28 protein-coding genes are annotated in these 25105 nt (G+C 50.4%); 18 read left to right on the top strand and 10 right to left on the bottom strand.

The window, feature by feature from the left end:
• Nucleotides 1-102: 102 nt before the first annotated feature.
• Nucleotides 103-1098 (top strand): asparaginase, encoded by a 996-nt coding sequence (locus AC3WTP_RS12220; protein ID WP_492394882.1) that lies wholly within the window; start codon nt 103-105, stop codon nt 1096-1098.
• A 16-nt stretch (nt 1099-1114) separates the two neighbouring features.
• Complete coding sequence (locus AC3WTP_RS12225; protein WP_492394883.1) at nt 1115-1840, top strand: copper homeostasis protein CutC; 726 nt, start codon at nt 1115-1117, stop codon at nt 1838-1840.
• 106 nt (nt 1841-1946) lie between these two features.
• Here AC3WTP_RS12225 and AC3WTP_RS12230 read toward each other — a convergent pair whose 3' ends face one another.
• Entirely contained in the window at nt 1947-2171 is a 225-nt protein-coding gene (locus AC3WTP_RS12230) for a DUF1128 domain-containing protein (RefSeq protein WP_492394884.1), read from the bottom strand.
• Nucleotides 2172-2313: 142 nt separating this feature from the next.
• Here AC3WTP_RS12230 and yyaC point away from each other — a divergent pair, with 142 nt between their 5' ends.
• The 5 genes from yyaC (at nt 2314) to AC3WTP_RS12255 (ending at nt 6577) form a co-directional block, all read left to right on the top strand.
• Nucleotides 2314-2862, top strand: a complete 549-nt coding sequence (gene yyaC / locus AC3WTP_RS12235; protein WP_492394885.1) for a spore protease YyaC — start codon at nt 2314-2316, stop codon at nt 2860-2862.
• A gap of 60 nt (nt 2863-2922) precedes the next feature.
• Nucleotides 2923-3723: an alpha/beta fold hydrolase gene (locus AC3WTP_RS12240; protein WP_492394886.1), complete on the top strand. Its 801-nt coding sequence runs from the start codon at nt 2923-2925 to the stop codon at nt 3721-3723.
• Nucleotides 3724-4184: 461 nt separating this feature from the next.
• A complete protein-coding gene (locus tag AC3WTP_RS12245; protein WP_492394887.1) occupies nt 4185-4385 on the top strand; it encodes a hypothetical protein in 201 nt (66 codons plus the stop codon).
• A gap of 272 nt (nt 4386-4657) precedes the next feature.
• Nucleotides 4658-5365, top strand: coding sequence for a DUF6483 family protein (locus tag AC3WTP_RS12250; RefSeq protein ID WP_492394888.1), 708 nt, complete (start codon nt 4658-4660; stop codon nt 5363-5365).
• Between the two features lie 27 nt (nt 5366-5392).
• A complete protein-coding gene (locus AC3WTP_RS12255; protein ID WP_492394889.1) occupies nt 5393-6577 on the top strand; it encodes a class I SAM-dependent methyltransferase in 1185 nt (394 codons plus the stop codon).
• 55 nt (nt 6578-6632) lie between these two features.
• Here the strand turns inward: AC3WTP_RS12255 and AC3WTP_RS12260 are convergent, their stop codons facing one another.
• Nucleotides 6633-7124 (bottom strand): GNAT family N-acetyltransferase, encoded by a 492-nt coding sequence (locus AC3WTP_RS12260; protein WP_492394890.1) that lies wholly within the window; start codon nt 7122-7124, stop codon nt 6633-6635.
• 237 nt (nt 7125-7361) lie between these two features.
• On the opposite strand from AC3WTP_RS12260, the gene AC3WTP_RS12265 reads away from it, so the two are divergent.
• The 3 genes from AC3WTP_RS12265 to AC3WTP_RS12275 all read left to right on the top strand — a co-directional run bounded on the left by AC3WTP_RS12265 (nt 7362) and on the right by AC3WTP_RS12275 (nt 12098).
• Nucleotides 7362-9089, top strand: coding sequence for a histidine kinase N-terminal 7TM domain-containing diguanylate cyclase (locus AC3WTP_RS12265; RefSeq protein WP_492394929.1), 1728 nt, complete (start codon nt 7362-7364; stop codon nt 9087-9089).
• A gap of 127 nt (nt 9090-9216) precedes the next feature.
• Entirely contained in the window at nt 9217-9882 is a 666-nt protein-coding gene (locus tag AC3WTP_RS12270) for a PilZ domain-containing protein (RefSeq protein WP_492394891.1), read from the top strand.
• A 152-nt stretch (nt 9883-10034) separates the two neighbouring features.
• Complete coding sequence (locus AC3WTP_RS12275; RefSeq protein ID WP_492394892.1) at nt 10035-12098, top strand: O-antigen ligase family protein; 2064 nt, start codon at nt 10035-10037, stop codon at nt 12096-12098.
• Between the two features lie 29 nt (nt 12099-12127).
• On the opposite strand, the gene AC3WTP_RS12280 is transcribed toward AC3WTP_RS12275, so the two are convergent.
• The gene (locus tag AC3WTP_RS12280; RefSeq protein WP_492394893.1) at nt 12128-12436 is read right to left on the bottom strand and encodes a dehydrogenase; all 309 of its coding nucleotides are present in this window, start codon (nt 12434-12436) and stop codon (nt 12128-12130) included.
• Between the two features lie 65 nt (nt 12437-12501).
• Complete coding sequence (locus AC3WTP_RS12285; protein ID WP_492394894.1) at nt 12502-12957, bottom strand: cupredoxin domain-containing protein; 456 nt, start codon at nt 12955-12957, stop codon at nt 12502-12504.
• Between the two features lie 231 nt (nt 12958-13188).
• Between AC3WTP_RS12285 and AC3WTP_RS12290 the strand changes: the two genes are divergently transcribed.
• Together AC3WTP_RS12290 and AC3WTP_RS12295 are read left to right on the top strand one after the other, a co-directional pair.
• Nucleotides 13189-13755, top strand: coding sequence for a thioredoxin family protein (locus AC3WTP_RS12290; RefSeq protein ID WP_492394895.1), 567 nt, complete (start codon nt 13189-13191; stop codon nt 13753-13755).
• A gap of 39 nt (nt 13756-13794) precedes the next feature.
• Nucleotides 13795-14418 carry an MBL fold metallo-hydrolase gene (locus AC3WTP_RS12295; protein ID WP_492394896.1) on the top strand — a complete coding sequence of 208 codons (624 nt, stop codon included), beginning with the start codon at nt 13795-13797 and terminating at the stop codon, nt 14416-14418.
• A gap of 522 nt (nt 14419-14940) precedes the next feature.
• On the opposite strand, the gene AC3WTP_RS12300 is transcribed toward AC3WTP_RS12295, so the two are convergent.
• The 5 genes from AC3WTP_RS12300 to AC3WTP_RS12320 are packed head-to-tail and all read right to left on the bottom strand — an operon-like array spanning nt 14941 to nt 19420.
• Entirely contained in the window at nt 14941-15672 is a 732-nt protein-coding gene (locus AC3WTP_RS12300; RefSeq protein WP_492394897.1) for an ABC transporter permease, read from the bottom strand.
• A 1-nt stretch (nt 15673) separates the two neighbouring features.
• On the bottom strand, nt 15674-16393 hold the full coding sequence (locus tag AC3WTP_RS12305; protein WP_492394898.1) for an ABC transporter permease: 720 nt from the start codon (nt 16391-16393) through the stop codon (nt 15674-15676).
• On the bottom strand, nt 16390-17301 hold the full coding sequence (locus AC3WTP_RS12310) for an ABC transporter ATP-binding protein (RefSeq protein ID WP_492394899.1): 912 nt from the start codon (nt 17299-17301) through the stop codon (nt 16390-16392). Before AC3WTP_RS12310 ends, AC3WTP_RS12305 begins: the two co-directional genes overlap by 4 nt.
• 59 nt (nt 17302-17360) lie before the next feature.
• Nucleotides 17361-18749 (bottom strand): sensor histidine kinase, encoded by a 1389-nt coding sequence (locus tag AC3WTP_RS12315; RefSeq protein ID WP_492394900.1) that lies wholly within the window; start codon nt 18747-18749, stop codon nt 17361-17363.
• Nucleotides 18746-19420 (bottom strand): response regulator transcription factor, encoded by a 675-nt coding sequence (locus AC3WTP_RS12320; protein ID WP_492394901.1) that lies wholly within the window; start codon nt 19418-19420, stop codon nt 18746-18748. Before AC3WTP_RS12320 ends, AC3WTP_RS12315 begins: the two co-directional genes overlap by 4 nt.
• Before the next feature lie 333 nt (nt 19421-19753).
• On the opposite strand from AC3WTP_RS12320, the gene AC3WTP_RS12325 reads away from it, so the two are divergent.
• The 4 genes from AC3WTP_RS12325 (at nt 19754) to AC3WTP_RS12340 (ending at nt 22847) form a co-directional block, all read left to right on the top strand.
• Complete coding sequence (locus tag AC3WTP_RS12325) at nt 19754-20977, top strand: M24 family metallopeptidase (RefSeq protein ID WP_492394902.1); 1224 nt, start codon at nt 19754-19756, stop codon at nt 20975-20977.
• A gap of 97 nt (nt 20978-21074) precedes the next feature.
• Nucleotides 21075-21455: an ATPase gene (locus AC3WTP_RS12330; RefSeq protein ID WP_492394903.1), complete on the top strand. Its 381-nt coding sequence runs from the start codon at nt 21075-21077 to the stop codon at nt 21453-21455.
• A gap of 172 nt (nt 21456-21627) precedes the next feature.
• Nucleotides 21628-22401, top strand: a complete 774-nt coding sequence (locus AC3WTP_RS12335) for a threonine/serine exporter family protein (protein ID WP_492394904.1) — start codon at nt 21628-21630, stop codon at nt 22399-22401.
• Nucleotides 22377-22847 (top strand): threonine/serine exporter family protein, encoded by a 471-nt coding sequence (locus AC3WTP_RS12340; protein WP_492394905.1) that lies wholly within the window; start codon nt 22377-22379, stop codon nt 22845-22847. Before AC3WTP_RS12335 ends, AC3WTP_RS12340 begins: the two co-directional genes overlap by 25 nt.
• 55 nt (nt 22848-22902) lie before the next feature.
• Here the strand turns inward: AC3WTP_RS12340 and AC3WTP_RS12345 are convergent, their stop codons facing one another.
• Nucleotides 22903-23139, bottom strand: a complete 237-nt coding sequence (locus AC3WTP_RS12345; protein WP_492394906.1) for a DUF3949 domain-containing protein — start codon at nt 23137-23139, stop codon at nt 22903-22905.
• 189 nt (nt 23140-23328) lie between these two features.
• Here AC3WTP_RS12345 and gatC point away from each other — a divergent pair, with 189 nt between their 5' ends.
• Both gatC and gatA read left to right on the top strand, forming a co-directional pair.
• On the top strand, nt 23329-23616 hold the full coding sequence (gatC, locus tag AC3WTP_RS12350; protein WP_492394907.1) for an Asp-tRNA(Asn)/Glu-tRNA(Gln) amidotransferase subunit GatC: 288 nt from the start codon (nt 23329-23331) through the stop codon (nt 23614-23616).
• Between the two features lie 21 nt (nt 23617-23637).
• Nucleotides 23638-25095: an Asp-tRNA(Asn)/Glu-tRNA(Gln) amidotransferase subunit GatA gene (gene gatA, locus AC3WTP_RS12355; RefSeq protein WP_492394908.1), complete on the top strand. Its 1458-nt coding sequence runs from the start codon at nt 23638-23640 to the stop codon at nt 25093-25095.
• Nucleotides 25096-25105: the final 10 nt, after the last annotated feature.

Raw genomic sequence — 25105 nt, forward strand, 5'->3', positions numbered from 1 at the left:
CCCTTTAAGATAAAATTAGCTGTACAAGTTTACGTTAGGAAAAAGAGGTTGGTTTCGTTATAATTGATAATAGATATGCCATATAATCAAGGAGTCTTTAATATGAACGAACGCTTAATTATAGAGATAAGAAACGGAATCTTAGAGTGTGAGCATGATGGCGCACTCTGCGCTGTAGACGAACATGGAGCACTGAAGCACGCCATCGGTGATATGGAGGCTCCCCGCTTCCTGCGATCAGCAGGCAAGCCGCTGCAGATTATTCCTGCCGTGAAGCACGGTGTCTTGGAGCGATACAACTTATCCGAGCAAGATCTCGCCCTTATGTTGTCCTCCCATCGAGGAGAACATGTGCACATGGACACAATGAAACATATTATGCTCCAGAGCGGATTGTCCGAGTCAGCGCTGCAATGCGCGGCTTCTTATCCGCTGCACGAGCCTTCCAAAGAACAGTGGATCAGAAGCGGTGGACAACCAGCAAGACGATTCCATAATTGCTCAGGCAAGCACTTCGGCATTCTAGCCTGGTGCAAGCTTGCAGGCTATGACCTTGAGTCTTACTTGGAGCCGGAGCATCCTGCCCAGCAAGAGATGACATCTGCTATTATCGAGATGTCAGAAGTTAAGCCGGAGCATATGGGCAGCGGGACAGATGGCTGTGGATTTCCAGTATATGCATTGCCGATGCCAGCGATAGCTAAGGCTTATCTGAAGCTTGCATGTCCTGATTTAATAGCAGATGCTTCTACCCGAGCTGCAGTAGAACGCATAGGCAGAGCTATGACCTCCTATCCGCTGCACGTAGGAGGGACTGGACGACTGGACTCGGTTATGATGGAGGATCCGAACATCGTTGCCAAGGGCGGGTTCAAAGGGATATTCGGATTCGCTTTGCGCGAGGAACGGTTAGGATTCGCCGTTAAGATTGCGGATGGCGCTGATGAAGAATGCGCTTATGTGATACTTTCGATATTGAAACAGCTTGGATATAAACGAGCGGAGACGATTCAACGTCTTGAAACGATGTTCCCTTCAGAGATACTGAATGATCAGGGTCACATTGTGGGTGAATCTCGGACTGTATTTCAACTATGAGAAAAGGTGATGAACGATGGATCATATAGACAAGAAGAGTGCGACAGTGCCCGTGATGCTAGAAGTTATTGCGACCACGCTCAGCGATGTTAGAGCCGCGCAAGCAGGCGGCGCGGATCGTATCGAGCTTATAACAGCGTTCGCTGAAGGCGGCTTGACTCCTAGCTTGGGGCTGATCGAGCAGACTGCTGCAGAAGCTACAATTCCCTTTCGCGTGATGGTCCGCCCGCATGCGCGCTCCTTTGTGTACGATCGAGATGATATGATGACGATCGTAAGAGATGTCGAGCTGGCGCGTTCAGCAGGAGCTAAAGCGATCGTATTCGGAGCGCTGACTGCTGAGGGGCAGATCGATGAAGAAGCGCTGCGCCGCGTATTGGATGCAGCGGGGACGATGGAAATGACCTTCCATCGCGCGATTGACGAATCTGCCGATATTATGAAGGCTCTAGAAACGATCCTCTCTTATAAAGGCATCACCGATATATTGACTTCTGGTGGAGCAGACCATGCCGTTCAAGCGGCGAGTACGATACGCCGCATGGTCGAAACAGCCAAGCCGCAGGGTGTTCATATTCTGGCAGGCAGTGGACTCAACGCGGATAATGTTGTGCCATTCCTGCGTGAAACAGGTGTAGAACGCGTTCATTTTGGTTCTGCTGTCAGAATAGACGGCAAAGCGCTTAATCCAATTGAAGCAGCGCGCATTCAGACACTTCGAGCCAGCTTAGCTGCACGGTAATCATCATAATGCCATCATAGTCCTAATACCTAAAATGCCCTATCCATACCTGATGCGTCAGGTGCAGATAGGGCATTCTATTTAGCAGGGTGTTCATGATACGGACTTAGCCGCGGCGTAATTTGCCTAGTTCGGAAACGAGCGCCTCCATCTCACTGATGCTGAAATTCGTCTTTTCTATAACGATGTCATAGATGTCCTTAATATCATCATACTGCTCTACTGAGAATGCAGAAGCCTGCATCGCTTGCGCAGTAGCCATCTTTAAGCGGCCCTTTATTTCCTCGATCATGATCTCCACTTGGGCTTGTGTCTTCTCTTGTGCCATCATAATCCATCCTTTCTTCCGAATCTTCAGCGTGACTGAACGTATTGTACCATGAGCAAAGAGGTTGAACAATCCGTAGACTTGGCAAGCATACACAACTTCAGTACAATAAGGCATCATAACAGGATATAGAGGAGGATCGGTTATGCACGATATGTTGAGATCTGATTCAGATAGTCACGGTAAGCCCCGGAAGTGCAATGCCGATCAACTGCTCAAATATTTATATGAATTGGCTGGACATCTTCCTTTGGACAAGCTTGTGTTTGTATGTATAGGTACAGACCGCTCTACGGGTGACGCGCTCGGTCCTCTAGTTGGCTCAGCCTTGGTTAGAAGAGGGATCACGGAAGTGATTGGCACCTTAGAAGCTCCTTGTGACGCATCCAATCTAGAGCGCCGAATCGCAGATATCCCGGAAGACCGGATTATTATCGCAGTTGATGCTTGTTTAGGACATCCTTCTACAGTCGGTCATTATTTGGTTCATGATCAGCCGATTATTCCTGCGCAATCTGTCGGCACAGAGCTGCCTGCGGTCGGCCATTACAGCATTGCGGCTGTCGTTAACATGAACAGTCCCAAGCCGTATTGGACGCTGCAAACCACTTCACTTCACGCTGTGATGCGCCAAGCTGATGAGGTCGCTGAGGCTATTGTTCGCTGCTTTATGGACACTGGCAGTCATATATAGACAATCGATAACATAGATGAAGAAGACGCCACAAAACCTATATGGAACCGAGGGAACACGATGACGAAGATAAATGTTAACGAGCAATTCGCATTAGAAGTAAAGGATATCGGTGAGGGCATACCTATCATCTTACTGCATGGCTTCTGCGGCAGCTCCGACTATTGGAAGTCTACAGCTGCTAGACTCAGCAAGCGGTTCCGCGTCCTCATGCCCGATCTGCGCGGTCATGGCAATTCGGATGCCCCGACGGGAGCTTATACGATCGAGCAGATGGCTGATGATATCGCTGATCTAGCTGAGAAGCTGTCAATAGAACGCTTCGTGCTGTTAGGGCATTCGCTGGGCGGATACATAACCTTGTCATTCGCAGAGCGATACAGCGATCGTCTTCTAGGCTTTGGCCTCGTTCACTCCACAGGCTATCCTGATTCGGAAGAGGCACGAGCCAATCGCTTGAAGGCGGTTGAGGCCATTCAGGATGGGGGAATGGAAGCGTTCGTGGACGGACTTGTGCCGAAGCTGTTTCATCCTGCATTGCTGTCTCAGCATAGCCAGCTGATCGAGCAGGCCCTAGAGATCGGCTATGGCACGCCGCCGCAAGGCGCAATCGGCGCAGCATTAGCTATGCGCGAGCGCGTAGACCGCACAGCGGTTATGTCCGAGACGAAGCTGCCTCTACTGCTCGTAGCGGGTGAAGGCGATGCTGTCGTCTCGCAGGAGCGGTTATTCACAGCTTCAGGAGAGAATGTGATGCAGGAAGTGATCCCGGGTGCGGGCCACATGGGGATGATGGAAACGCCGGATCTAATGGCGGCTGCAATCGAAAGATTTATGAACGAGTTTGTTGCAGCACAGTAAGGAATTGATTTAAGGGGTTGTCCTAAAAAGTCATTTTTCTCATGTCTTTTGGGACAGCCCTTCTCTGTTTCTACACCAATAAGAAACCGCTTACCTAGTCGATGATACTGAACTAGCGGTTTTTTCATCCGATAGCACATACGGTGACAGCAAGGCCGTATGACCCACGCTTGAGCGGACACAGGAGCCGCTATTTCATGATTTCGGGGTGTTTTTTGAGAGCTAGCGGACACAGATGACGCTATTTGCTTCAAAACTAGCACTAAACTGCTTATTTAGGTCAAATAACGTCTCTACGGTCCGCTAGCATGGCGAATTAGTGGTGTTTGTTGCAAATAGCGGCTCGTGTGTCCGCTCCCGGCTAATAAGCATCCTTTCGGATCGGTTAGGGAATGATAGCCTTTGGGACTGCGCAGGCACGAAGCGGTGTTCCCCATCAGAAGAACGAGGGAGTGAGATGGATGGCTAAAGAAACCGATTCTAATCATAACGTTGGTCTTGATCCCAAAACGCCCTTTATGGCTGGCGTTAACTCCTTGGATTTAGGGACCATTAGCGGTGCGAGCGCTGCTATGGGTATCTTCATTAATCCCTTAGGCACTGTCAGGGATAAAACGGATGAAGAGGACGAAGGAAAGACGGATGACAAACGTTCAGAATAGCCAACGCTAGCACTATCTACTGGTGAGGTACAAACAGGGTGCAGGGGAAACCCTGCGCCCTTAATCTTGGGCAGATTGCCTTAAACCCCGACAACTCCTATTGTAGGAGTTGTTCTTATTCGTTATACTGCAACTATATTTGCATTGAACGATCTCATCTTGGTGTAGCAGCATCCAAGACTAGTAAAGTTATAGATGAGCGTCGAACTCCGCATCGAGCCCGCCGATCTCAAATAAATGTGTGAAATCTGAATATATCGGGGAGGAATAACATGTATCAACGTGATTATTTGGTTCGCCTGATTCAGGAGATGACGACCTTAATCGGCCGCACGCTGGGCTTGCAGCAGAAGGAGCAGAAGGAGAAGAAGGATCTGCTTCAAGAATGGGACGAGCTGCTTGATCGGCGCTTTCGATTAACGGGACCGCTTGCGGATTCCTTGAGCGTGGACGATCTGATTCGCTTGTTTGATCGGCATGGACGTATACAAGCGGACGAGCTCCAAGCCTTTGCCTATATTCTGCTGGAAAGAGCGGATCTGCTGCGAGATGTTGAGCTGATAGAGCTAGGGCGAGAAGCAAGCGAGGCCTCCTACATTCGACGTGTTATGAAAAGCTATGAACTGCTCCTGGAAGCGATGCTTCATGACAGCGACCGCCGTATGTTGAAGGTTATGGAGAAGGTGGAGCATGCGGCAAAGCTGCTGCGTCCGTATTCCCTCCATTCTTCGTTATTGGAGCGGGTGTGGCGTTGGCATGATAGGGATGGTCGATATGCGGAAGCAGAGAATGCGTGTTATGATGGAATGAACAACGAACTGGATCCGATAAGCCGTTCCGCTGTTCTAGCGTGGTACCAGAAGCTGCTCAAGCTGACGGATGACGAGCTTGAACAAGGCGGACTATCTCGAGAAGAGGTAGAGGAGGCGATAGCCGATATGGGCGAGCTTCCGCAACAGCCGGCTTCGGATCTATCATGATCGAGAGCGAAAGGTTGAAGCTTTAAGATGGAACAACTCAAATCATTGCTAGAATCAATCATTGGAGAAGGAGTACTGCACTCCGCTATACTAAGCCAAGTCCGCACTGCGCCAGCAGAAGGGTGCACCAAGGTTAGCGTGAAGCCTGTTCAGCTGCGCGGCGAGATAATGATTCAATTCGAGTACCATTTCTCGAATAAGGTGACTCACGTCAATGCGGAACAATCTGATGCGGCGGACAAGCTGTTCGAGCTGCTCGAATTGCATTTTCGACAAGCGCTTATCCGTACGGCGGATGCAGAGTATCATATCCTGATCAGCAAGAAGCACAAAGTGAATATAAAGAAGCAGGCGAAGCAGTTTGCGCCAGCCGATCTATCCCATAATCGGAAGAAGCGCTATTTACTTGAGGAAGGCGTTCCGGCTGCATTCCTGGTGGAGCTGGGCATTATGAACGATTCAGGCAAGGTGCTGGCGTCGAAGTATGATAAGTTTAAGCAGATCAATCGTTTTCTGGAAATGGTGGCCGATACACTTCCGTATCTCCCAAGCGACCGTCCGATTCGAGTCATTGATTTCGGCTGCGGCAAATCCTATCTTACCTTTGCGCTGTATCATTATTTGCACGTCCTGTGCGAGCGAGAGGTACGCATTAATGGACTGGATCTGAAGAAGGATGTCATCGAGCATTGTGAAGCGCTGGCCCGCAAGCTGGAATATGACGGGTTATCTTTCTCCGTAGGAGATATCGCTGAATACGATAATGTCACAGCAGTGGACATGGTAGTCACGCTTCATGCGTGCGATACCGCGACAGATGCTGCTCTAGACAAGGCGGTTCGCTGGGGAGCGGGCGTCATCTTGTCCGTGCCATGCTGTCAGCACGAGCTCTTCCGTCAGGTGGAGCAGCCAGTGCTGGAGCCGCTGCTTAGCCACGGCATCTTAAAAGAGCGTTTCTCAGCGCTCGCGACGGATGCTGTTCGTTCCAATCTTTTAGATTGTGTCGGATACAAGACTCAACTGCTGGAATTCATCGATATGGAGCATACGCCGAAAAACATTTTAATCCGTGCCGTTCGCTCTGAAGAAGGAGATGCGGCGGCATCCTGGGCTAAGTACGAAGCCTTCCGCAATTTCATGCACCTTGATCCTTATCTCGAAAGGGCGCTTCAAGATGTGCTGAAAGAGCGAGGCTTATCGAGATCTGTATAAATACATGGGAAATACAAAAGGCGCTGGACTGCTGGGAAAGCAGTTCGGCGCCTATTTACATTGGAAAGATACCGTCACCTTCATACACCATACAATGAAAAGTGCCCATCCCAGCAGCGGTACGACGCTCGTAAGTATCGGTAATGTGGAACCCGCAGCGTTCATATACGGCAATAGCGCGTTTGTTCCAGGTGAGTACCTCCAGATCGATCTCATGGTACGGATTTCTGCGCACAGCTTCCTTCACAATTGCATCTACAAACCATACGCCTAACCCCTTCCCAGTCAGATCCGGACGCATGCCAAGTCCAAGGCGAGTTACACCCTCCATCGGAAAATATTGCGCAAACCCGTTCAGTTCTCCCTTCTCATCCCGAACAACAACATATTGCTGCCGGCGAAGCGCCGGGTCGCCGAATTCGATCTCAAGCGCCTTCATCTCCGCCCAAGGCAAAAACTGATATAAATTATATGGCGGCGTATACACCCAACCGCAAATTGCCTGACCATCTGCTTCAGTCATTGGATAAACCACGAAAGTTGTCATGCTGGCACCTCATTTCTAAGCCAATAAGAAGGAATACTAACTCCTAATCCTATTTTGACACGAATGAGGCATGTATACAATGTTTATAGGGATTTATACCTAATCCCAAAGGTTTACATTCGTTGTAATATGATGGAAAATGAGATAGAATGATTTGATAATGAGGCTATCGGCCTAGTTTTCAGCTTCCGCTGCATGCCTCCCGACATGTCTTTCGATAGAGGATGTGATGTGTTTATGGTATTTGGACTTCCTTGGGTCGATTTCTTCCTATTTGCCATAATGTTCGGAATTTTGATTTACGTACTCGTTGTGAATCAGATATCGAATTTGCATAAATCATACTTAGCCTTTCATTTTATGATGATGCTCTGGCCATTAAGCCAGTTTATTTATCATATTTCAAGTGATCCATTCGTTCGTCAAGCAGCCATGGCGACGGGTCTATGCTCGCTGTTGTCTCTAGGGCCTGGCTGGCTCCTGTTCACTCGCTTGTTTACTCAGCAATCATTTCATATGAAGGCTTCTACGGTATGGTTGGCCATCGCTCCGGTAGCGGGTGCCGCGCTTTCGATGGTCTTTTTGCCACAGCTATGGTTCAGTGATTGGAGTCAGGATAAAGTGGCAGCGCCATTCGGTCCCATGTTTATACCTTATGTCCTCTTGATCGGGATCTATTTCATAACGACTTCTGTTATCATGCTGCGTGCTATGCACAGGAACAATCAGACTTCCGTTGCTCACTTGAAGCAGCTAATCCTGTTGTCGCTGGGAATGCTGATCTTCATTGCCGGAGCAGTGACTGATTTGATCGTAAACGTCATTCTTTTCGACCCTGATCGGGGGTTGTTTGGAATGACTTCGCTCGGCATATTGTTGTCCGATATCGTATTTGTAGTCGTCATTCAACGCTATCGCGTATTCGAAATCTCTTCGATTGCTCGACGTGAAGTCATAGACACGATGGACTCCGGAATTATTGTAGTGGACGAGCAGGATGTTGTATTGGATATGAACCGCGGCATTCAGACGTTCTTTCACGTGGAGAAGGGTTCTAGAATGGACATGAAATCCCTCATCGCCCTTATCCCCGATAGAAAGGAAGCAGAACGTATCGAGACTGCTTATAACCGGGAGCGGCATCGACCATTTGCCGCCGAAATCGTAGTTAACCATGAAAATGACGGGCGAAGTAAGTATGTATCTCTTCATATTTCCCCCATTTATGACGATAAAAAATCATGGGTAGGTAGATTGTTGACGTTCCATGATATTTCACGGCTGCGATATTTAGTTGATGAGATGAACAATAAGAACATAGCGCTCCTTGAACGCAATCAGGAATTGATACGCACACAAGAAGAGCTCTATATCGCTAACCGCAAGCTGGAGCATCTTGCCGTAACGGATCCGCTGACTGGCTGCTACAATCGCAGATATCTGATGGAGCAGATGGAGCGATACTTTGAACATTATCCGGGCAAAGATCATTCATTTAGCTTGGTCATGTTCGATATTGATCATTTCAAAGCCATTAATGATACTTATGGACATCTTGTCGGTGATGAGGCGCTCCGATGGACGTCAGCATGTGTTCGATCACTTCTGCATGACTCCGATCTGCTCGCTCGCTATGGCGGTGAAGAGTTTGCGGTATTCATGCCAGGTGTGAATGGAGAGGAAGCGCATGAGTTTGCGAGCCAGTTAACCGCGTTATTGGGTCGATCCGAGACGCATGCAGCCTTTGAATATCCAATCCTGGTCACGATCAGTGTCGGAATACTGTCTTCTGATGATATGGATGAGCCGGATCTTAATGAACCGCTGCTGCCGTGGATGTTGGGGCTATTTGATGAAGCGGATCGATTGATGTATCAAGCTAAGGAAAATGGACGCAACTGTATTATGCCAGTAAGAGCAAAGAACGATCATCCGTACAGCAGCACCTCACGTCATATGACTTGATAATGGCTCTGTTAGCTTGTTAATATTATGGACAGGCATTGCTTCATGTAGTTACTGATGCATCCAATGTACCCGAACGGGAACGATCGCGAGATGCATCAGCATATTAGGAAAGGGGCCGTTCAGGTTGCAAGAGACTTATACTAACGAATCTCAACAACATCAGTTGCGAGTACTGCTACACAGCCGTACGGTGTTAGAAGGAGAAGAATGTATTGCAACAGGTGTTATCTCCTTCATCGAAGGTGAGCTTATGGATGTACAGCTGCCTGAATACGATCAGTTCCAACTCGGTGAGCGAGTGAAGGTAACTGTGTATTCGCCAATCGGTATTCTTACGTTCACAACTGTCATTATCGCGCGTCATCAAGGCTCTCTATTGTTTATTTATCCTCCTAACCAACAATCTCGATTCTCGGAACGACGCGAGCATCCGCGGATTGAAATTCGCAAGCACGGCTTTATTACCGCACTTAAGCAGGACGGCTCGGTTATCCAGCTTAATTCACCGATGCCGATGCATCTGCACGATATCAGCTTGAATGGCGTTGGGTTCACCTTGTTATCCGATCAGCCGTTGGAAGAATCAAGCAGAGTATTGGCTGAGCTTCATATTGGCTTTACGCTGACTTGCGAGCTCAGGATCATTAGATCCGCGCTGCGAGACGGCAAGAGCTTCTGCGGTGCCGCTATGGGAGGATTGGATGATGAAGGATTGCGGGGATTGCAAGCTTTCATCTTGCGTGAACAGATCGAAGCATATGTCGAGTCAAAGAAAAAAGTACATCGCTGATGTAGCTTGATATACACTCAGAATCAGAACAGCCAGCAGGCGGATGCCTTATGCGTGGCTGTTTTTTGTTGATACAGCTAAGAGTCTATTGAGGGTTTATTACGGTAAATAGAAAGGATATGATGTAGAGAAGGAAAGGAGTAGGTTGCGGCTTGAAAGGATCTATTTCGAATGAATTAGCCTATTGCCCTGTCGTTGAGCGGCGACCCTATGCAACTACTGCTGGGATGGCGGGGTTGGCTGTAGTGTTATTCATAAGCTTATGGAGACAGGGAGGCTTCTATGATGATGGCTTTCTGTCCGCTGAAATACTGATTATTACTGCGTCGATCGTCAAGCTGCTGCATCATGCTATGGGAAGCCGAAGCGGCATGGTCGTTGAGGACAGGCTCTCCTTACTGTTTCCATGGATGGCGGCACTGGGTTATGCGGCAGCACTGCTGTTAGACCCGGCTTCGACTCATGGTACATGGATGTTATGCTTGAGATGGACCGCTTATGGTGCGTGGGGGTATTTGCTCGTTGGCTTGGTGCGCGATATTCCGCGTACCGGAAAGCAATGGTGGGATGCGGTGATGACAGCGATAGGATGGTTCATATCGTTTGGATCGCTCGTCATGCTGTACGGTTGGTTTACATATGACGGTGGTGTAATGCTAAGCTCGAATGCGGAAATATCTGCTGTGGGCTTTCGATTAGGCGGCTGGTTTCAGTATCCTAATGCATTAGGCGCGGTTGCAGGAGCATATGTGCTGTATCATTTGCACCGTGTGGCAATAGCGAAGACCATATATAGTTGGGCGATATCAGGAACCTCTATTCTGCTTCATACGACGGTGCTTATGTTAACGGAATCCCGCGGATCCGGGTTAGTAGTGCTCGTTGCTGTCGCCATCTGGCTCCTAACCAGCCGCTATAGCAGCTTCTACGTCAAGGGATGGGGACTCTGGTTTATCGTGTGGGGAGTGCTGGCTTCAGTCGGAAGCGCGCAAGCTTGGCTTGCAGAGGGATGGTGGATTAGTTTGCCGTTCTTCACTGCCTGCGTTGGCAGTGTAATGCTGCCATGCGTTCTGCGATTGCGGAGGACAAGTCAGGATGCTCTCGTCTTATCAAAGAGAAGTACGATAGTGATCGTGTTATGTGCGGTTTTGGTGTCAGGTGCCGCGTGGCTCCTTCAGCCAGAGCAATCCGGGAGTCGATTGAGCGGGCATTATGATACGGCGTCAGCACGAGGGCAGTTCTACAAAGACGCATTCGCGTTGTGGAAGGAAAGCCCTTGGATGGGGAGCGGAGGGGATGCGTGGAGACAGCAGTTCGCCAGCATCCAGTCTGAGCCGTATGTCGGGAAGGAAGTACATAGCAGTCTAGCCGACTTGCTGCTCGATATCGGGTTAATCGGGACACTGTTGACGGCTTCGCTTGCCGTCGTCGCTCTCGTGCGCGCATGGCAGCGTGATCCTGGAGCGGGATTGGCGGCAGGAGTTGTTATAGGGCACAGCCTAATCGACTTTGACTTGTCCTATGGCGCGATCGCGTTATTGGCGATGTCTTGGTTGGCATACGGATGGTTCCCTGTTATGGGGGAGCAGGGAGCAGAAGAGCGGCGCGGGCTGCCCCGCCGCGGAGGAAGGCTGGCGGCGGCTGTGCTGGCCGCCGCGCTGTTGGTGCCAGCGGCGATGGGGCTCCGCATGGTCGGAGCCAACGCCTTGTACGCCGCTGGCGCGAGCGAAGCGAATGCCGCCGCGCAGCAGGCAGCGCTCAGCCTTGCGCCTGCGGACACGGCGCTGCGCATCGCCGTGTCGCACCAGCTGCCGCCGCAGGAGGCGCTTGCGCTCCTGCAGGCGGGCGAGCGCTACGAGCGCGCGGGCACGGCGCTGCACCGCGAGCTCGCGCTTGCCGCGGAGCGCGCACGGCAGCTCCGCGAAGCCGCCGCCTATTGGGAGGCGGCGGTGAAGGACGACCGCTTCGACAAGGAGCTGCGCACCGAAGCGGTCGTCAGGTTGGCTGGCATGGCCGATATGGCGGCCAGCCGGGGGGACGCCGCCCTGGCAAGCGAGCTTGCTCAGGCGGCGCAGGCGCACTTCCAGCGCTACGTGGCTGACGTGCGCCGGATCGCGGCTATGCCGCATGTCGCGAACGATAAACAGTTCGCGCTGACGCCGGAAGCCGAGCGCGCTGCGGCTTCCGCCTACATCATAGGTTTGGGCGGCGAGTAGTATTCACTCGCCGCCCAACGCACCGCAGCTTAGCCCCCAAAGGTATGGCGAAAATGTCCGCTCAGCTGCCCGCGATCGACCTGCCACAGCTCAGCTAGATCGCCGCTTACCGCTTCGTCGAACCAGTCGGCCAGCAGCTTGCGGTTTTTGCTGTTCTCGTGAATCCACACGAGATTCTCTATCACTTTTTTCGTATACAAGTGCTCTCCTTGCTTCAACAGATCCTCAGGGATGTACACCTTCATTCGTTTAACTGCACGGTACAGCTCGTTCTGGCATGAGCGGCGAATCTTGCGTGCGGAGGGAAGCGGGGAGGTATGACGTTCTATGGGCTTCAAAAGGCAGGCTCCTCTCTAGATGAATGATCGCTATAACATATGCGGAAGAACGCTGCCTGTCACTCTTAATCGACTACAATGTATCCGATCATCGGTCCATTGTGAGCGGCATCGGCATGGGTGTAGCAGACGATCCGATAAGTGCCCTCTTTTGCCTTGAACGTGACAACTGTTTCTTTATTTTTAAAGACCGAGCCCTTCACATCCAAGCCTTCTATGTAAAAATCATGCTGCTTGCCGTTGATCCCGCGTATCCGCAGCTCTACCATCTCGCCGTCGTTGGCAAATACGGTTCCAGGACTGAACACGTAACCCTCAATTTCTTGACCGTCATCAAGCTTGGACTTGAATTCGCCTGTTACCATATGAAGCACATTCGTTTTTGCTGGAAGCGCGAGCGCTTCTTCCTCATCCACCTTCATCGACTCGAACCGCCAGAAGGCAGCGAGAATGAGAATACCTAAGAGTACGGCCAAGCCCAATCGCCATTGCTTGCGTGACACAACCCAGAAACTCGACATGCATAACCCTCCTTCACCATTTTAAATGTGCGTATCATGCATCTTTCCTCTAATCCTTCAGCTAGTCCATCTATATGCAACTGCTTGTACGCTCATTCCTCTAGTAGAGACATGATCTTCCATATGGTAGAATAAGCTTACTGAAGCATCTTCTACTTATTGTGCAGGCGGCACCCAAGAGGTGTGGTGTCTTCATATGGCTATTTATAAATAGAAAGTGAGGCGTGTATAATGAGTAAATCATTAGCGAATGTCATGGGTCAGGGAATTAGCCCTCAAGCATTTATGGATGGGATGACCAAGAACCAAGATGCTTTCCAAGACTGGTATGACCGTTTTGAGTGGTCAAGCGATGAAGAACGAGAGTTCTTTGAATCACTGCAGTATCGTGACGATCTGCGCTGTATGATCTTGGCGGCTGACTGGTGCGGGGATGTCGTTCGCAATGTGCCAGTGGTGTTTCAGGCGATGAAGACGGCGGGCATACCGACGGAAGTGCTCATTATGGAACAGTTTCTTGAGGTAATGGATCAATTTCTGACGATGGGTGGAAGATCCGTCCCAGTTGTACTCATTACGGATACAGGCGGACATGTGTTGGGTCAGTGGGGTCCCCGTCCAAGCGATGTACAGGCTCACATGATCAAGTTCAAGCAAGAGAACACCAATCGTGATGCTGAGGATTACCAGTCGAACTTAAAGGCTGCGTACGTGAAAATAATGGAGTCCTACGGTGAAGGCACAGGTTATCATGCACGCATCACACGTGAATTGCGAGATACTCTGTCATCCATCTAATGACAAATTATGAAGAGATAAAGGCGGTGTCAGTCACCTATGTATCGTATATCAAGTTACCCGCTGGGAGCATTAGAAACTAATGCATATGTGCTTGAAAATGAAGAAACGAAAGAAGCAATCGTTATTGATCCGGGCTCAGAGCCAGAGTCGCTGCTGTTCGGATTAGGAGATCTGAAGGTTAAGGCGGTGCTGTTGACGCACGCTCACTTTGACCATATCGGCGGGCTGCAGGAAGTGCGGGATCGCTACAGCTGTCCGGTCTATATGCATCGCAACGAGGAGCAATGGCTTGTGAAGCCGGAGCTGAATGGATCATTGATGTGGCCGCAGGTTACGCGTCCGATCTCGACTCAGCTTGCGGAGCATTTTGTGAGACAAGGGGATAAGCTGGAATTAATCGGCTTGACCTTTGATGTGCTGCATACGCCTGGTCATTCGCCGGGAAGTGTGAGCTACCTGATCGATGATCATCTGTTCTCTGGCGATGTGCTGTTCAAGAATTCTGTGGGCCGCACGGATCTGCGCGGCGGCAACCATCAAGAGCTAATGGACTCGATTCATAAGAAGCTGCTGCCGCTTGGAGACGATGTGAACGTCTATCCAGGTCACGGCCCAGCAACCACGATCGGCCACGAGCGAAAATACAACCGCATGATCTAACGCATAGCTGCCGGAGCGCCCTCGCAGCGGCGCCACCCAAGCCCGAGACGTCGAAAATCTACGTCTCAGGCTCAAATCGGCCCCTCTCAGAGGCTAAGACGTCGAAAACCGACGTCTCAGCCACCCGAGCGCCCTCGCATCGGCGCCAACCAGACCTGAGACGTCGAAAATCTACGTCTCAGGCTCAAATCGGCGCCTTTCAGCGGCTAAGACGTCGAAAACCGACGTCTCAGCCACCTGACCGCCCGCGCGGCGGCGCCAACCAAGCCCGAGACGTCGAAAATCTACGTCTCAGGCTCAGATCGGCGCCTTTCAGCGGCTAAGACGTCGAAAACCGACGTCTCAGCCTCCCAAGCACTCGCGCGGCGGCGCCAACCAGGCCCGAGACGTCGAAAATCTGCGTCTCAGGCCCAAATCCGCGCCTTTTAGAGGCCGAGACGTCGAGAACCGACGTCTCAGCCGCTCGCACACAAAAGGGTCCGTACCGTCAATGTATCTTAGACGGTACGGACCCTTTTCATCTCAGCGTATATCCTTCTTGTTGAAGTACACTAAGCCAAGCACGAAGAATACGATAAAGCTGCTGCCTGAAACCATAAGAAGCATGTCCAGCGGGATATTCAAGCCGAATTCGTTGGTGCCCTGTGGCAGCATGGCTAGAGCAGGCTGGCTCCAAGGATAATACGGAGCATACTTGGATTGAATGACAAGCAGGTTAGGCAGCGTCAAGATGACATTGATCGTCATCGGCGCCGCGAAGTTCGCCCAAACGGTCGAGACGAACAGCTGGAGCATAGCCAGCGATAATGTTGTCACAAACCCTCCCAATACACTTCTCAGAAGCAGATCCCACGGCGTACCAGGAAACCCTTTATACCAGCCCACACTGAGCACTGCCGCAAGAAATAGCAGCTGTATCACAAGCAGCAATCCTGCAACAAGGAGCAGCTTCACCACATAAACATGCGTTCGAGAAACAGGCAAAGCCAGCGTTTGTTTCCAGCCTCCGTTCGCATGCTCATAACGGCATAGTGACGATGCGATAATACCCGATAACAGCGGCAGGAACAGGATGGAGTGGGCAGCGGCCATCATCGAGAGCATCATGCCCCAAGCATGTGGATTATTGGCATCCACCGGAAACATGTATCCAATGCCTAAAGCTAGCAGCGGGCTGACGAGAAGCAGCGACAATAGTCGAGTTCGCTTAAGCTTGATAAGCTCGGAACGCATTACACGAATCAATCTAGTCATCTTAAGCCACATCCTTTCGTACAAAATGGACGAGGCTCATGCACACGATGACAAATCCGGTAATCAACCCTGCGGCAACCGATACTCCGGCTCCGCCGATTTCCTCAGGCAGCAGCGGCCACTTGAGCGGCATCCAATTCGGCAACTGCATGGCATACAGGCTCATAACGGTAAGCAGTATCCCCAGCGTGAGCGCTGTCGCTTGATTCTTGATCAGCAAGGATACCCAGAGCTGAACAGCGATGACAGGCATCGCGGCTAGCCAAGGTAGGTAACATAGTACGAAAAGATCTGCCCACGGAATCTCTTCCGCTCGAAATCCGAGCAAGGTGCCGAGAAGCAGAGTCCCAGCAGTTAGCAGTGTACATGCTAGCAACAGCAGGATCTGAATCCAAATGAACTTCGATAGAAATACGGTTGTTCGCCGTACAGGCAGTGACAGCAGCTGCTTCCAGGACTGTTCCCGATGCTCGACGCTGCAGAGAATGCTCGCGACCAACGTAATGCCGAGGAGCAGAGCAGGCAGAGCTAAATAGCTGACATCCTGCAGCAGCGTTCCCCATAGGTCATCCTTGTACTTATTTATTAAATAATCATAACGAAGGCCCCAGTTGACTGCTTGCAGGCCGATTACGCCGCTAGGCCCAAGAAAAACGAGGGCAAAGATCCACGTTCTTCGCAGCTTCAGCCTGTCCGAGGATAGCATTCGCAGCAACATCATACGCTCACCCCGCCGGTAAACTGCAGGAAGATATCTTCAAGCGATTGGTGCTTATCGGTAATCCGATAGATACTCTGTCCGTCCTGGGAGAGCAGATGAACGATGGCGGCTACCTGCTCGTTCGAGAGAGCGTCTACGAGCACAGAGCTGTTGCCCAACTCGCCCTTATGCCCCATTTTCTCCAGCGTACGGATCGCCTGCAGCGGCTCAGACAGATGAAATTGAATCTGATGCGAAGCCTGATCCTTCAAGGTAGCGAGCGAATCCTGGAATACGAGCTTGCCTTGATGAATGATGCCGACGTGTGAAGCCATCTGTTCCACTTCGCTCAAGAGATGGCTGGACAGCAGTACGGTCATCCCATACTCCTTCGGCAAGCTCTTGATCAATTCGCGTATTTCAAGGATACCTGCCGGATCTAGACCGTTAGTAGGTTCATCGAGAATGAGCAGCTCTGGAGAACCAAGCAGCGTCGCGGCGAGTCCGAGCCGCTGCTTCATCCCTAGAGAATAGCCTTTGACTGGACGCTTAGCGTCCGCGGTCAACCTAACGATAGATAGAACTTCATCGATACGGCTTCGCGGTACGTTCAGAATGCGGCGTATCGTTTCCAGATTCTCGATCGCATTCAAGTGACCATAATACGAAGGATACTCCACGAGAGCGCCTACTTTGCCTAGTATGCTAAGGCGTTCACGCCGTAGATCCTTCCCGAATATGTGAATACGCCCCTGTGTTGGTCGAATTAAGCCCAGCAGCATCCGTATCGTAGTCGTCTTGCCGGCTCCATTCGGACCGAGAAAGCCATAGATATCTCCTTGCTTTACTTCAAGCTGTAAAGAATCAACTGCTAATCTGTGGCCATATGCTTTGGTTAAGCCTTCTGTTTGTACAATAGTTTGACTCACTATCTATCACCTCTGCCTTTACGATACTGGAGCAAGGTTAAGGCGAGGGTGTATCAAGTTTAATTCTGGTTTAAATTTGACCGTATCTGGATCAAGGTTCCTTTATTATCACTGTTGATGGTCATCGTCATGTGCATTTCTTCCAGCATCATACGAACGATCGTTAAGCCGATGCCTGTGCCATGAGTAGCTGACGATCCGTCGAGACCAGGTCCGCGATCCATAATCTCAAGCAGGAAGGCGTGTTCTTTAGCTCGCAATGATACGCCGATATATTGACCGCTGCCTGCATGTCGGACCACGTTGTGAATGAGGTTGTCCAACACGCGCTTCATCCATTGCGGGTCAAGCGTCCAATTAACGGCATGCTCCGGCAAACTAATATCAGGCGTGATCCCTTCCTTTTCCCATACAGGATACCAGGTTGCTGCGCTTTGGCGAACTAGCCGCGTCAGATCAACCTGCTGAGGCGAATGCTCGTACCGCTTGGCGGATAGGAGGGTGTAGGACAACAGATTGTCGACAAGCTGACCTAGATCCTCGATCTTGTGATCAATAAGCTTAAGTGATGTCGCTCCTTGGGCGGATAGATGCTCATGATGCAAGGAATGAGTATGCGCTCTGATCGTGGTCAGCGGAGTTCGGATATCGTGCGACAGATTGGCAATTAGGTCTTTGCGCAGCCTCTCTTCTTCCTGTTCTCGCACACGGCTCGCCGTCAACTGCTGTACCATCTGATTGAAGGCATGCTCCACTCGGCCGATCTCATCTTCACGCTGTACTAGCGTAGGCTGCGGCAAACCGTCCGAGGAGGTTGCTGTCATCGCCTGTTCAAGTTGAACCAGCCGCTTACGAATTCTTAAGAAGAATAAGAGCGACAGCAGTACGAATCCGACACATATCGTGATTTGCAAGGTGACCGCTGCTCTGTAATCGAACTTAGGCTGCCCGTCTACTACTTTCATTAGCTCGCGCGGCACTTGAATGACCATGAAGCCTTGCTGCTGATCCTGACCGATAAAGGCAACGACCGTGAACGGGTCGCTGTCATAGCTGCTTTTCATAAAGGCAATCGTGTCTGAAACGTCCCATGTCTTGGGAAGGGAAGATTGTTCGGGCAGCATGAGCTGAGTGCTTCCGGTATTATCCACCCAGAATAGACTTGCTTGATCATATTCGCTATACAGCGAACGAAGCGCGGCGTCTATTTGCTCGGGCTTGGCGCCATCCAGTTTCTTCGCTTCCGCATGCCAACGAGCTTCGATATCAGCCCCAACTGTGTAGGGATTATGCTCTCTTTCCGCTTCAACACTAAGACTGTAAGGGATCATCATAAGCACTGATATCATAGGGTAAATGATAATCCATAGTACGAGTGCGATGAACACGATGAGAACATAACGAATAAGCAGTGACTGACGCCAACGGATACGCAGCTCCTGCCTCATCGCTTCACCCGATATCCGATGCCGCGAATGGTCTCAATCATCTCGGGCTGACTTGGATCTCGCTCCAACTTTTCACGCAGATGTCTAATATGTACCATTAAGGTCTTGTCTCCCTCGATATAAGGATCTCCCCAAACGCTCTCGTAGATCTGCTCTTTCGTCAGAATCTGATTGGCATTGCGAAATAAGTACATAAAGATATGAAACTGCTTGCCGGTAAGGGATATTTCTTCACTCGTTTGGTGATCAACGATTCGATTTTGCTGCGGATATATAGATAAATGCTTAAGTTCAATACGTTCAGGATCATTGCGCATAGAGCGTCGAAGCTGTACCTCGATACGCGCGGCCAGCTCATCGGGATGAAACGGCTTCGTCACGTAATCATCAGCAAACTGTAAGCCCTGAAGCTTATCATCAATCGCTGTTCGAGCAGACAGCATTAACACAGGGAGCTCTGAATATTCCTTCTTTAGCCGCCGCGCGAGCGAGAATCCATCCAGCCCAGGCAGCATCACATCTAGAATGATCAGATCAGCTTCAGCAGCCGCTTCGATAAGCATCTCTCCCGAAGTCAGCCATTCAACCGTGTACTGTTTATCGTTTAAGAAGTTATGAAGCCAACTTCCGATTTCGCGGTCATCCTCTACTAACACAATTCGTTGTTTCAATCTTCTCGCTCCTATCTTTGGTAGCTAATCGTATTTATTATATCAGACGTCCATGAGCTCAGAAGCGCCTTCATGACATCTCGGAGTTAACATTCAGGTAATAGGCCGATCGATGGCGCTGATTCAAGGTTCGTGCTATCATTAACCTATATACAATAGTGTTGGTTATGAGGCGGTCGCTTGGTGTTCCGCTTAAGCTTCACATATATGTTGACGAATACTAGGATACAAGGCTGTTCCTGTTCACTGCAGGACGGCCTTTTCACACATAACGAAGGCAATTGCTGCGTCCTCTCGGCAGAGGGGATCATCATTAAAGGAGATGGAACTGACATGAGTACAGGACATAACCGCAATGAAATAGAGTCAAGAGAGCATCTCGAGCGAATTCAACGATTGCAAACAAGAATGCAGCAAGTCGGCGTGGATCTGTTCTTTGTGACGCATAATGTGGATATTTATTATTTAACAGGTTCGATGCAAACAGGATATGTCGTAGTCCCTCGCGAAGGGGAGCCCGTGTACTTTGTTAAACGGAGCTTGCAGCGTGCGCAGGCAGAATCGACGGTGAAGGTGGAACCGCTCGGCTCTTTCCGAGAGTTCGGTGACACGGTGCGAGCTCACTTTGCGAAGCTGTCTGAACCTGAAGTGACGCTCACGGCGATGACCGAGTGCGATGTTCTGCCCGTGCAGCAGTTTGAGCGGCTGCAGGCAGTGCTGCCCGCAATGACATGGAAGGATGGCTCAGCTATGCTCCGCGAGCTTCGTATGGTGAAGTCGCCGTTTGAAGTGAGCCGTATTCGCATAGCAGCCGTTGCTGCGCATCGCGTGCTGGAGCAGGCCGCACAGTATGTACGTGAGGGAATGATGGAGCTTGAGCTGATCGCTCACATTGAGCACATGTTTCGCATGCAGGGTCATATCGGGATGATGCGTATGCGCGGTTATAATCAAGAGATTATTACCGGCATGGTAGCATCAGGCGATGCGGCGGCAGAGCCGACTTATTTTGACGGTCCTGCTGGAGGACGCGGATTAACCCCTGCTAGTCCTCAAGGCTCAAGCCGCAAGGTGATTAAGCGGAATGAACCGATTCTCGTGGACATCGGCTGCTGCATTGACGGGTATGTCATCGATCAGACGCGCACGCTTGTAATTGGCCGATTGGAAGAGGATTTGCAGAATGCTTATGATGCGGCTGAAGCCATTATTCGCGCGGCCGAGCAGAAGCTGAAGCCGGGAACGATCTGTGAAGCGCTCTATGCGGATGCGCTGGCAATGGCGGATTCACTTGGTTTAGCCGATCATTTTATGGGCTATGGGGAGGATCAAGTGAAGTTTCTAGGTCACGGCATCGGTATGGAGATCGATGAATGGCCAGTATTGGCAAGAGGTTTCAAGCAGCAGCTTCAACCGGGCATGATTGTTGCCGTGGAGCCGAAGTTTACGTTCCCTGGACGCGGTGTTGTCGGAATCGAGAATACGTATCTCATTACGGAATCCGGCTTCGTCCAACTGACAACCGCCCCTGAAGGTGTCATACATTGTGAACCTTAAATGTATGCATAGAGTACAAATCGTTTACAGCGCCAACGTTTTCTAGTACGATAGTGTTTACCTAAACTATAACTATAGCGACTGGGAGGTTAGGACAATGCCACAATTGGGAGATAAGATCGTCATTGTCGCCGACCGTTTCGAACAGCAATTGCCTATCGGGGAATATGGCTATATCATTGCATATGACCGCAATGCGGATAACGCATTTGACTTTGTTATTCGTATTCCGAGTGCTGGGCGCAATTTCTTCGTACCTGCATCTGATATAGAGAGCGAAGAGCTGCTGCTTCAGCAGGAGGCGGAACGCGTGGAACGAGAAGCGCTCATCGATTATGCGCTCGCCACTCACAATGAGAAGTTATTTCGACGCTTGATGAGTGGAGATGAGCCGTTGGAGGAAACGGATGAGACAGCTCCGGAAACTCTATCAGCTGAGGATTTTATTAAACAAGTTAATTTACGTGCGTGGATATAAGGCTATACGTATTGAAGCGGGAACGGACGTGTAAGGGATATTTTTGCTGCAATTGCAGTGTCCTTGCACGTCCTTCTTTTGCTTCATTATAGTATGTATGGAGAATAAGCCAATCGGTTCATCCTATACAGTAGGAATCCTACATCATCTGTGCTCAAAGGAGAGGGTGGACGTGGACTTGAATCGCGTCGTATACGTAGCGACGTATGCGGGCAAGATTCTGCTGGAAAGCGGAGGAGAAACGTACCGAGTCGAGGACACGATCGGGCGAATATGCCAAGCATATGGATTCGATGAAGTAGAAAGCTTCGTAGTGCCTACCGCGATCATCACATCAGCTGTTCGCGACGACTTTAGCGCGGAATCCGTCATTAAGCGGGTAAGAAACCGTAGCTTTAATCTGCAGAAGATTGTTCGTGTCAACGAGCTCTCCCGCAAATTGTATTCAGAGCATATCTCGGTAGAAGAACTGTACGCGCGGCTGCAGGAGATCGATAGGGACAAGCCGTATCCTCTCTGGTTATCGAGCTTGTTCTACGCACTTATTGCGGCGGGATATACCGTTTTCTTCGGAGAAGGCTTCTTGAACATCCTGAATGCTTTCATCAGCGCAGTGATCATGAGGCTGGTCATGTACATGTTTGAACGGGGCAAGTATAATGTCGTATTTGTTCATGTTATCGGCGGAGCTGTAGCCGCGTTGTCTACTTTACTGCTTGCGTCCAGCGGTCTAGGGCCGCATTCGCACACGGTATTGATTTCGGTATTGATGAACTTGTTCCCAGGACTTATATTAGCGAATGCCTCGCGTGATATTATGGCCGGAGATATTATGTCTGGGATATCGCGGACGACAGAAGCGCTCCTTATTGCGATCGCAATCGCGGTTGGTTCAGGAACTATAATCGCGCTTAGTATGAATTGGGCGGGAGGTGGGCTGCTATAATTACGAAAGTACTTTCATCCTTCGTCATCAGCATGTGTTTTGGCGGGGTATTCCAGCTTCGCTTAAAGGGAATGCTCTTGTCTGGCTTAGCTGGCGCGCTTAGCTGGTTAACTTTTGATGTAGCTAAACTACTGCAAGGCAGTGAGTACGTAGCCTACTTTATAGCGTCCTGCGTGTTGAACATATTTGCTGAAGGGACAGCACGCAAAGCGAAGATGCCGGCGATCTGCTTTATCGTTCCTGGCCTTGTCCCTCTCGTACCTGGAGCAGCGCTCTATTCTACCATGTATGACTTTGTGTTGGGCAACCCGGAAGGGGCATGGAGTAACGCGATATACGCCTTCTCTACGGCTATCAGTATCGCGCTTGGCTTCATCCTGACGTTAGGACTAGCGCGTATAAGGCTGCCGATTCGCATTGTCCCCAAGAAAAAACGAAAATTGTAAACCACGAACGCAGCACCAGCGAAACAGGTTCATGCCTGCTCCTGGTGTTTTTCATTTACTGTTTTCCCTGAGTTACTCGAATAATCCAGCTGGCGATTAGATTAGCGGGTTTAAAGAACCGGTTGCTCGGTATCGGATCATGAGCTTTCTGTTGAGGTACGGAGGATTGATCATTGCACTCATTTTGCCGAGTCTGCTGCTTCTTTAATTCTATGAGGGCAGAGTATTGAATCGGAACCATAATAACGAGATAAATGAACACAACAGTAAACGCAAGGGCTAATAGAGACATACGATTTCATCCTTTCTGTGAGAGTGTTCAAATGTCAATTCGGACATATCTTTACTCCTTAATACGATGCTCTGCATGGAACGTTCCCACAAGCAGCACTATTCAATCGCGCCGTTGAGATGAATTTTGTTCTGCGCTATAATAAAGGGATACATTTTGTCGATAGGAGCAAGGAGGTTCCCCATAACGATGAGCATCAGTCTGGATAATGTTGAACATGTCGCTAAACTAGCGCGCCTTCAACTAAGTGAAGAAGAGAAAGAACGATTTTTAGGTCAGCTAAACGCCATCCTTGAATATGCGGACAAATTAAATGAATTGAATACAGATGAGGTGCCCCCAACATCGCATGTTCTGCCTATTCGCAACGTAATGCGAGATGATACGGTGCAGGAGTCTCTAGCAATTGAGCAAGTCATGGCAAATGCTCCAGAAGAAGAAGACGGCCATTTCCGTGTGCCTGCCGTATTGGAATAGAAGAGAAGGAGGCTGTCCGAATTGACACCGATGCAATTATCGCTAGCTGAACTGAAACAGCAACTGCAATCGCGTTCACTCTCTGCGTTGGAGCTGGTGAATGCGTCTTATACACGTATTGCCGAGACTGAATCGAAGGTCCAAGCGTTCTTAACATTGGATGAGGAACGTGCCCGCCAAGCGGCTCGCGCGTTGGACGAACTATTGGCTAAAGGAGAAGCTTCCGGCATTCTGGCTGGTATCCCAGTTGGAGTGAAGGACAACATCGTAACGGATGGTCTGCGTACGACCTGCGCGAGCAAGTTCTTGGAGAACTTTGTACCGGTATACGATGCGACGGTTTCCCGCAAATTGAAGCAAGCCGGCGCGATCACGGTCGGCAAATTGAACATGGATGAGTTCGCAATGGGCGGCTCCAATGAGAACTCCGCTTATCAGGTGACACGCAATCCTTGGGATCTGGAGCGCGTTCCCGGCGGATCAAGCGGCGGTTCGGCTGCTGCTGTAGCAGCAGGCCAAGTGCCGTTCGCACTTGGATCTGACACTGGCGGATCGATTCGCCAGCCGGCCTCTTACTGCGGCATTGTCGGATTGAAGCCTACATACGGCCTTGTTTCACGTTATGGCCTAGTGGCGTTTGCTTCTTCCCTTGACCAGATCGGGCCGCTTACCCGAACAGTTGAGGATTCCGCGTTTGCACTGCAGGCAATCGCTGGCTACGATGCGATGGACAGCACATCCGCACAGGTGGATGTCCCAAATTATAGTGAAGCGTTAACGGGTGATATCAAAGGCCTCCGCATTGGTGTGCCTAAGGAATACATGGGTGAAGGCGTAGACCCTAAAGTCAAGGAAGCGATCCTTGAGGCTCTAAGAGTATATGAATCTCAAGGCGCGACGTGGGAAGAGGTATCCATGCCGCATACGGAGTACGCCGTAGCAGCTTATTATCTTCTCGCTTCCTCGGAAGCGAGCTCTAACCTAGCGCGCTTTGACGGCGTTCGTTATGGGGTTCGCACCGCTGACCCTGATAACCTGCTGGATCTCTACATTCGCTCACGCAGCGAAGCCTTCGGCCAAGAAGTGAAGCGCCGCATTATGCTTGGTACTTATGCGCTCAGCTCCGGTTACTACGATGCGTTCTATCTGAAAGCACAGAAGGTTCGTACCTTGATTAAACGCGACTTCGATGAAGCGTTCCAGAAGTACGATCTGTTGATGGCGCCAACAGCGCCGACGACAGCCTTCAAGATCGGAGAACAAGTAGATAATCCGCTCCAAATGTACATGAACGATATTCTAACGATTCCGGTCAGCTTAGCAGGCGTTCCTGCGATCAGTGTGCCTTGCGGCTTCGCGGATGGGCTGCCGGTCGGCTTGCAAATTATCGGCAAGCCGTTCGATGAGTCGACGGTACTCCGGGCGGCGCACGTCTATGAACAGCACACTGAACATCATAAGCTGCGCCCGCAGTTGTAAGAGGAGGAGA

The sequence above is a fragment of the Paenibacillus sp. EB106-04-04-XG159 genome (assembly GCF_058791835.1).